This window comes from Kitasatospora sp. SUK 42 (genome assembly GCF_015776785.2).
GTDB lineage: Bacteria > Actinomycetota > Actinomycetes > Streptomycetales > Streptomycetaceae > Kitasatospora.
In genome coordinates this window covers 1-6,263 of the sequence record NZ_LFMD02000020.1, presented here as the reverse complement: position 1 = coordinate 6,263, position 6,263 = coordinate 1, and the positions used below count along the sequence as shown (strand labels likewise).

Below are 6,263 nucleotides of genomic sequence, written 5' to 3'. Positions count from 1 at the left end.
GTGAGGTCGGCTACGTTGAGGAGCGTGAGTGCGATTCCTGTTGTTCCAGTCAGGTAGCCGGCGTCGTCGAGGTCGTCGAAGGGGCGGGGCTCAAGGTCGTAGTGGCGGTACCCGTAGGGAAGGGCCGGATCGTACTGCTCGATGATGCGTTCGGTGAGTTCGGGAATGTGTGATTGCAGGTTCTGGTCGTCACTGTCTTCGGTGATGCGCAGGAGTGGTTGCAGCAGGCCGGCCCAGCCATGGCACAGGCCCGCATCGTAGAGGGTGTCCATGTCGCTGGCGCGGTCGAATACGGCCCTGGTGGCTGCGATGGCGGTTTGTTCCCACTGGGGCCGAGTGAGGGCCTGGCTGGCGAGTTGGAGGGCGCGGGCGATGCCGGGGCTTCCATAGCACCAGGCGCCTCCCCGGGACCGACTCTCTGGCCGGGGGGCTTGGCCGCGCTCTTCCTCCAAGCTCACGATGGTGGGCCAGTAGGGCCCGTGCTCGTCGGTGAGTGTCCACAAGAGCAGCCAGTCGACGATGCGTTCGATAGCCGATGTCTGGCCACTCACGGTGAATCCGCGCAAGGCTGCGAGAGACAGGAGTGCCAGTGGTCCGGCGATTCCGTGGGCGATGCCGAGGTCGAAGTAGCCGTTGGTGAAACGGTTCAGGTGTGAGGATGGTGGTGGGTCGGCGATCCACCAGCCCGGTGTGGGACGGTTGTCGACCATGACGGGTTCAGTGAGTTTGACCAGGCTCTCCAGCACCGTCTTGGTACTGGAGCGCATGCGCTCGCCACGGGCCAGGGTGTAGCGGCCAACTCCGCTGAGTCCGCTGATGGCGTCGTAGGCAGAGGGTGTGGTGCCTGCGTGGGCTGTGGTGCGGTGCTGGCGTGATGAGGCTGCGGTGCGTTCGACGGCGGACGCAATTGCCTGGTCGAGGGAGGACAGGAGGTTGCTGTAGTGCGCGGGTTCCTGTGCCGCGGTTGCGGCGGCCAGGGCGACTGCTGGAATCCCGTAATAGAGGGATCCGCGGGGCTGTGCTGTCGCTTGGAGTGCGGTGACGGCTTCGCGTAGATAGTCATGTGTCGACGGGTCGGGGGTGCCACTCCGGTGGCCGAGGTGGGCAAAGAGGATGGCGATGCCGGCGTGACCGTTGAGGGTTGCGCGCTGCCAGGTGGCGCTGTGGGTATTGGTTTCATATCGATCGGTGAGGCGAACACGGCCTTCGAGCCACGTTGGGAGGGCGTTTCTGAGCCGGTCCGCGAGTTCGAGGGCAAGTTGCTCGGCCGCCATACTGATACGGAGCCTCGTCTTGTGCTCGTTCATGGGGTCTCCTGGCCTGCCGTCTGGCGGGCGAGTCGGGCTTGGACTGCGTTCCGGGCGGTTACATAGGCTTTTTCCTCAAGCCGACGGGAGCCCAGCATGCGGTTGCAGTGCATGTGAAGCACGGATTCCAGTCGGCAGGCCCAGCCATGACGATTGGCCAGCGGGTCCGGGCGGCATCGAAGCTGACCGGCGTAGCGGGTGATGGCTATACCGCGCTGTGCCCAGGCTTGGGCCAGGTGCGGGGTGCGCTGGATTCGGGGGCCTGGTCCGGGTGGGTCGAAGGTGATGAAGTCGGCGACCGTGATGTGTGTGTCGTCGTGTCTCAGGCCAGGGACGGAGCGCGGGTAGGTTCGGAGGAACCAATCCGCCCAGTCGTCCGGGTGGTGCGCGTGTCGGGCGATGTCGATGCAGTGTGCTGCGGTGACTACTTCGAGCGGGGTGTCATTTGTGGTGATGAGTTGGTGTAGCACAGCGAGGCTGTCGGCGTGGAAGACGTCTTCTGCCAGGGGTAGCGTGCCGGGGTCGCCGTATCGTTCGGTCTCCGGGGTGTAGGTATCGAGCACGAGTCGTCGGGCGAGTCCCGCGCTGTGGAGGTCGGCCGTCCAGTCGTGCAGGAGGGGCAGGACGTGCCGGTTGAGTGTGGAAGGGGTGCCGTGGAATCGGATCCGAAGGTGGGGTTCGGGGTCGGCGTAGCGCAGGAAGAACCAACGCTCGACGTGTTCGTCGACCGCCTTCAGTAGCTCGGGCAGGCGCTGTGTCAGGATTTCCGTTTGCCGTGCGGCCGATCCGTAGATCTTGGCGTAGAGCCAGTCCCCTCCCGGCATTCTTGGGACTGTTCTTCCTGGGGATCCGACTGGAAGCGGGTGAACGTGGTCCTGGGCGGGGGGCTTTGCCAGCACCAAGGGGAAGACCACTTGTCCCACGTGCGGGCCGTCGGGGCCATTCAGCCATCCGTGTGCCATGGGATCGAGCCCACCGGGTACCTCATGGAGCGTGTCATGCCCTCCTCGGATGATCTCGTCCCACAGCACGTCACGTTGGGACGACACTTTCAGGTTGAGGGAGAGCCTCTGGTCGTCGTGGCCCACCGCGACCACGTCGGGAACATGGTGTGCCACGCGCCAGGCGTCGAAGGCCTCAAGCCACTCCCGGCGGCCCCCTGAGCCGAAGGCGCGGGAGAGGTCTTTGTCCAACTGCCATCGAGCACAGGAGAGTACAGACCGGCCATAGCGGACACGCGGCAGAAACGGCAGGACATCGAGCGCGCCCCACTCCCACATCGGCCAGCCGCGGACACGACTCCAAAACGCCTGGACAAGGAACTGCGCCGGCTGAGGAGCTGAAGTCCAAATGAGCTGGTGGCCGTGCATCGGCCGGATCTCTTGCCCCAATGACAGGGAGAACAAGCGGAAGCCGTGACTGTCGGCACCGACGGCAATGTCGCCGACATCGAGGGTGCGAGCGTCCGCAGGTCCGGGGAAGGACCCGACATTCACGTGCACGCGGTGTCTGACCGGCACTCTCGCGACGTTCTCGTAGCGAGGGTCCCGTACCTGCCATGAAAGGCCGGCCGCATGGGGTACCACTTCTGCGACACATGCGGCGACCTTGTCCAGGCCGGCCTCCATATCGGGTAGGACGTGGGAAAAGCGGCCCATCGTGGCACCCGCCACACGCCCCCAAGGGCAACTGTCCAGCACTAACTGGAAGTCGCCCTTTGCGAGTTCAGAAACGGATCCTGCGAGCAGCGTGGCGTAGACATCCACTGCCGGCGGGGCTGCATCCGGCTTCTCAGGGCAGGCCGAGAACAGAAGATCAACAACCGCTTCGTCGAGAACGACCTCGCGGCGGCCTCCGGCCAGCGCATCACCCACCAACTTGCCCAGGATCCTGTCCCGCGCCCGCCCATCTGTCCGCGTCGACGAGGCCGACCATCCAAGCGGCCCCATGCCGATGTCCGGATCCAGCAACTCACCCAACGGAACAAGGCCGTCAGAGCCATACCGCTCAAGGAACCTCGTACGGTACTCCCGCATAGGCTCGGGTTCTTCCTTAGGCGATGCCCGCCACAACACCGTCGCCGCCCGCTCCACCTCGCCGACCACGACACGCGGCAGTTCGACGTCCACTCCCAGCGCAAGGTCAACTTGAACCTCGTGCGCGGCTGCATGAAGGGCACCCATCCGCTCTGTGACACCCCGCCACGCAGCAGCCCCCTCGCCCACCTCGCACTGCCCGAACGACTCCAGCCCGTCCCGACACTTCACCAACTCGGCCACCTCGGCAACACCGTCCCGGGGCAGACGGGCAAGCACATGACCCAGGGGATCTCCCACATTCAAAGGCGGATGAAGATCCGTCACGAGCACACCCTGCCCCACCAAAGCGGACAACAGCTCCAACGCAGCCTCTTCGGACGCCGTCGGAACCATCTCAAGAATTGCCGACTGCAGATCGGTCGCCGCAACAGGAGCCGACAGCAACGCGAGCACCCCCTCCACGACCTGCGTGATCCCCAGAGACAGTTCCTTACCCCGCCTGTCGGCATCAACGGATTCCGCACCGGTGACCGGAAGGTACGGCAACACCAAACGCCCGCCACGCCGAAAGCAAAGGTCATTCAACCCCACCCGCAGAGAAGACAGAACAGCGGGACGCTGCTCCAGCACAGCGGTCACCCCCCGCAGCCACCCCATATCCGGGCGCACGGCCTTACGATGCCGCCCCGCCCACACGACACGACCTCCACCCCCAAATCGGACAGGAGCAACACCGGAAAATAACCCGAACGGCGTCGGCCGAGTAGACATACGCACTAAATACCGAGTAAGAGTCAACTCTCTCCGCAGTCGCCGCTTGGTCGATAAACGATCCGGATCCTGATCCAAAAGCCCACCAGCAGAACCACCAGCAGCCAGAAGAGCCTCACGAACCCCCGCCTGATTCGCGAATAGCTCCTCCACCGACCCGCCACCCGCATGCGCACCATCACACGGCAATACCGGCGCACGCAACAATCCAAACTCGACACCCCGATACAACGGCTTCATGCATTACACCTCACAAATCTGCCCAGAAAAGACAGTTCAGCGCGGCACCCCACCCGACTCGGCCGCAGGGCAGGGGCCGGGAGCTGTTGGCGGCGATCGTGTTCGTCGCGACCTCTGGGCGGGTGATCGAACGCACCGTCGCCCGGCTCGGCGACTTCCACGTGCTCCACCGCCGCTACGAACGCGAGGCCGACCACTTCGCCGCCTTCGCCGGCATCGCAGCGGCCATCATCTGCACTCGCAGGCTCCCCAAATAAAATGCCCTCTTAGCCGGGTTGCTGTGACAACCCGGCGGTGGAGGTCTCTCACCTCACTCGACTCCATGGCGCCTCGTGGCGCACCTACCCGATACGACTCGATACCCGCGGGCAGCGCAGGAGGTCTTACATCCATTCATCGACCACCAGGCATTTCCCCATCGCGAATTTCGTTCGATTGGCAGGTTCCTTGATGAGCGTGGCAATGAATCCTCACCTCCGCGGACAGGCCGGGGGGCATGTCGCACCCGAGCACGTCGCACCCGAGCACGTCGCACCCGAGCACGTCTGGCTGCACGTCGCGCATGAAGCGCATGTCTGGCCGCCACAACTCGTTTTACCGCAAGTGGCTCCACAGGTCTGCAGTCCCGCACATGTGCCTGTCTTCTCCATTTCGGCTTCGCCTTCCTCTCCGACTAGCGCATGAAGTTGAACATCGAGATCAAGTTCATTCATCCTCGACCACTCCTTGACTCGTGAGGAAGTCACCTCAAGCCCTGAGCGCTGCAGGGGGCGTGAGGTGTGACGATGAGTGGCAAGATCGAACCCGACAGACGTAGCCGCGACCTGCCATCACTAATCGTTCGCCGCGCCAATATTGGGGTTCCGCTCAGGCAGGGCCGGGAAGACGGCGAATCCCCCCCCATAAGGGGGTGTGGCAGAGCGTGAAGTGGAAGCCCATCACGACCATCTGAAAGGCCAATATGATGCGACTACGATCCACCATGCCTCGGCAGGCGCTTTGGCGCAAACCATCGAACTGAGAAGCCATTGCTCAAGAAACGCGTCCACCGCCCGGTGGATCGATGGGACGCGAACGGGGGCGCGACACGCCGTCGGCAGACCTCGGTGCGGCTCGGACGCGACCACTCCGTCCGCCACGGCACCTGCGACTACTCGATTCTGACGCGATCGGACCCGTGCGTATCGAGGCCGAAACCGACTCGGCGCGGGCCTGCCTGGAGGAATACCAAGCACCGACCACGCCCTCGCCATCACGCCCGTCACCCTGGACGCCCTCACCACCCTCCGCGCAACCCCGCCTGACGAGGACGCCCAACCGGAACAACAGAAGAGGGCCGTCACCGCCCTTGGCGATCACGGCCCTCCCGCTCTTCTCGCTCAGTCCTGCCGCCCGAACCTGCACGCGAATCCGAACAGCGTTCCCGCGACCTACGCCAAATCGCCGCGCTCGCGCAGCAGGGGCAGCAGGTGGTCGCGTACGGCCGGGGCGAGGTGGAGGGTGTCGTCGCGGCCGTCGGTCCAGCGCAGGTCGGCGAGCTCGGCGGCGGGGGCGGGGGCGCGGTCCAGGGCGGCGGTGAAGACGGTCATCAGCATGGGCACGCCCTCCAGGGCGGCGGTGGCGCGGATGTCGGTCACGAAGCCCACCCGAGCGTCCGGGCACGGCGACGACCACGCCCCCGTGCTCAGTGCCCGGTTGCCGCTGACAACCGGGTGCGCGTGGCGCCGTCCGTCGCCGTGCTTCGGGCTGTCGAGGTCGACGATCGCTTACGCGCCCGTGTCCCTGTTCCAGCTTGCTCCTGATCGCAGGGTGTCGGAGGAGGTCCTTGGTAGTAGCCCCTGAGCTTCAGGAGATGAGGAGAGCTGTGTCCCAGGCGAGGACGTTCGTCGGGCTCGGGTTGTTGGCC

4 protein-coding genes are annotated in these 6,263 nt (G+C 64.9%); 1 reads left to right on the top strand and 3 read right to left on the bottom strand.

The annotated features are described in order from the left end of the window. Both RZ50_RS28155 and RZ50_RS28150 read right to left on the bottom strand, forming a co-directional pair. A partial coding sequence (locus tag RZ50_RS28155) for a lanthionine synthetase C family protein (protein WP_217681001.1) occupies positions 1 to 1,307 on the bottom strand: 1,307 nt, incomplete at its 3' end. Further along, entirely contained in the window at positions 1,304 to 4,357 is a 3,054-nt protein-coding gene (locus tag RZ50_RS28150) for a lantibiotic dehydratase (RefSeq protein WP_196947639.1), read from the bottom strand. The genes RZ50_RS28155 and RZ50_RS28150, both read right to left, overlap by 4 nt. 122 nt (positions 4,358 to 4,479) lie before the next feature. Between RZ50_RS28150 and RZ50_RS29600 the strand changes: the two genes are divergently transcribed. Next, on the top strand, positions 4,480 to 4,614 hold the full coding sequence (locus tag RZ50_RS29600; RefSeq protein ID WP_374200002.1) for a hypothetical protein: 135 nt from the start codon (positions 4,480 to 4,482) through the stop codon (positions 4,612 to 4,614). A gap of 1,173 nt (positions 4,615 to 5,787) precedes the next feature. Here the strand turns inward: RZ50_RS29600 and RZ50_RS28145 are convergent. After that, a complete protein-coding gene (locus RZ50_RS28145; protein ID WP_196947641.1) occupies positions 5,788 to 5,994 on the bottom strand; it encodes a hypothetical protein in 207 nt (68 codons plus the stop codon). Positions 5,995 to 6,263 lie beyond the last annotated feature (269 nt).

Coding starts and splice junctions, on each gene's coding strand:
- RZ50_RS28150 (WP_196947639.1), bottom strand. CDS start 4,357: ATGAAGCCGTTGTATCGGGGTGTCGAGTTTGGATTGTTGCGTGCGCCG.